The sequence below is a fragment of the Petrachloros mirabilis genome (assembly GCF_975968855.1).
This window is the reverse complement of the sequence record NZ_CDLUDY010000001.1, coordinates 1-2,488: the sequence shown is the minus strand read 5'-3', so window position 1 is coordinate 2,488 and position 2,488 is coordinate 1. Positions and strand designations below refer to the sequence as shown.

The window sequence follows — 2,488 nt, the reverse complement described above, 5'->3', positions numbered from 1 at the left end:
TCGACCGACGAATCGGTCTACTCAGAGCTGCAGGATTTCGCCGAGAGCGGTGTCTCGGAAGCCTGGGTCATGGAAGGCAAGAAGGGCAGTGCGCCGAAGAAGGTGCGTCCCTACCGGCTGGACTACCGGCCGCTGATCGATCGTGACCTGACGGACAAAGCGATCAGTTTCATGCGGCGCCAGGCAAAGGCCAATAAGCCGTTTTTCGTCTACCTCCCCTACACGGCCACGCATTTTCCGGCAATCCCGCACCCCGACTTCGACGGCAAATCCGGCAACGGGCCATGGGGCGATATGCTGATGCAGATCGACAGCTACGTTGGCGAGTTGCTCGAGACTATCGATGACCTCGGGTTGGCAGAAGATACGATCTTCATTTTTACGGCAGACAACGGCCCGGAGGCGTTGAGCGCCGGCGAAACGTCGATGACGATAGAAACAGCTATACACGGTTCTTCCGGTCCGTGGCGTTCGACGTTGTTCACCGGCTATGAGGGTGCACTTCGCGTACCGTTTGCCGTCCGGTGGCCCGATAAGATTGAAGCGGGTCGAGTGAGTGATGAGATCGTTCACGCGATGGATCTCTTTCCGACGCTGGCTGCAATCGCCGGAGGCGACGTCCCGTCAGACCGCATCATCGACGGCATCGACATGTCCGAGTTCTTCCTTGGATCGAAACCAGAATCAGGCCGGGAGGGTTTTATCGTCTACATGGGTAACGACGTGTTCGGCGTGAAGTGGCGCGATTGGAAGCTTCACTTCAAGGAGCAAACGGGATGGAATGGCGTGCTGCGCGAGTACACGATGCCTCGCCTCTACAACCTGATCAACGATCCGCAGGAACGCGATAACGTGCTGTTCCCGCACACGTGGGTGCCGAAGGCTGCGTTGCCGCAGCTGCAGGAACACGTGGTATCGCTCAAGAAATACCCGCCGATCCAGGCCGGCCAAAAGGACCCGTATGAACCACCGAAGTAGCGATTTGCGGCGACAAAGGGGGTTCTTGACATAGCCTTATGGAAGTCGAAAAGAAGAATAATGCGGCTGTCTCTTTGATAACGAGCGTATTCGTGCTCGCCATTGCATATGCCGTGCTTCGTTATCACGTCGCCGGACCGGTGCCGTGGAAGGACTTCCCATTCTTCATCTTGAACAAAGGAATTTCGCTCGCTGCATTTGTGTTGATTGCGTGCAATTTCGGCTTCGGTCCTCTCAGAAATGTCGGTGTTCCCGTGCCGGAGAGCTGGTTGGCTGCCCGAAAGGCAGTTGGAATGACCGGGTTTCTGCTGGTGCTTGTTCACGCGTTAATGAGCTTCTTGCTATTCAAACCGGCGGTATACGGCAACTTTTTTTCCCAGGACGGGACTTTGACCTTATTCGCCGGTCTGAGCATGCTCACAGGGGTCCTGGCGTTTGTGGTCCTCTGGGCCTACAACCTGAGTTTCCAGACATTCCTGCGCGAAGACAAAGCCTTCATTTCATTCATCACATCGCGCCGATTTCTGCTCGTCGCATTCATACTTGGCGGTGCCCACCTGTTGTTCATGGGCTATGCGGGTTGGATGAAGCCCGGGGACTGGCACGGCGGACTGCCGCCTATCAGTCTGGTCGCCTTCGCTGTATTCGCGATGGCCTACATCGTCAACCTGTTCGGCCGTGAATGATCGGCAAACTCTTACCAACGCGACGGTCCCTTCTCCGTAGCCGAGAGATTGGCTTAGAATCCCAGTACTCTCACTTTTATGCTCAGTCAGGCCCAAGTGAGACGTAACTCCCTGAAAAGCGGGTGTAGTTCAATGTTAGAACATCAGCTTCCCAATCGGAGTCGCTGAGTTGGGCACACCACTAACTGCTTGATTTCCGTGGTCCTGTGGCCACCGGTTTCAACGCGTTAGATCACCCGAAAGTAACCAACTGAATTCGGCAGGCTTTCTGAGTATGCTCAGTTTTACTCTCACGATTGCGAGAGCGGATGCTCATAAACAGGGCTAATCCGAAATGATGACTGGCCAGGAGGAAGGAATGAAAATCATAAGGGCTATCGTCTGTTGCTTCTTGGCGGTCTCTTCGATTGCCGACGCCCAGCCGCAGCAAGGCGTACTCTTCACCAATGTCATGGTCTGGGATGGAACGAGCGAGGCTTTACGCAAAGCCGACGTACTCGTTACCGGAAACAAAATCTCCGAGATCTCGGACGAGCCGCTGGCCGTTATCCAATCAACGGACATGACGGTTATCGACGGCGGCGGCCGTACGCTTATGCCCGGACTGATCGATGCCCACGTCCACCTCAACATGCAGTTCGGTGGCCACGCCACCGACCGCGGCATCCAGGGCATGCAAAACCTGACCTGGGAAGAAATCGGGGCACTGGCCTATGAATCGGCGCGCGAGTTCCTACCGGCCGGGGTGACCACCGTGCGGGATCTCTGTGGGATGTCCCAGGGCTTGCGCAAACATATCGACAGCGGCGTGCTCGAAGGGCCGC

The 2,488-nt window shown here is 56.1% G+C and carries 3 protein-coding genes; all 3 read left to right on the top strand.

The window, feature by feature from the left end:
- The coding region (locus ACWVCN_RS00015; protein ID WP_455243449.1) for a sulfatase-like hydrolase/transferase at positions 1 to 978 on the top strand (978 nt) is incomplete at its 5' end.
- 92 nt (positions 979 to 1,070) lie between these two features.
- The gene (locus ACWVCN_RS00010; RefSeq protein WP_455243448.1) at positions 1,071 to 1,664 is read left to right on the top strand and encodes a hypothetical protein; all 594 of its coding nucleotides are present in this window, start codon (positions 1,071 to 1,073) and stop codon (positions 1,662 to 1,664) included.
- Positions 1,665 to 2,022: 358 nt separating this feature from the next.
- On the top strand, positions 2,023 to 2,488 hold a 466-nt coding region (locus tag ACWVCN_RS00005), incomplete at its 3' end, for an amidohydrolase family protein (RefSeq protein ID WP_455243447.1).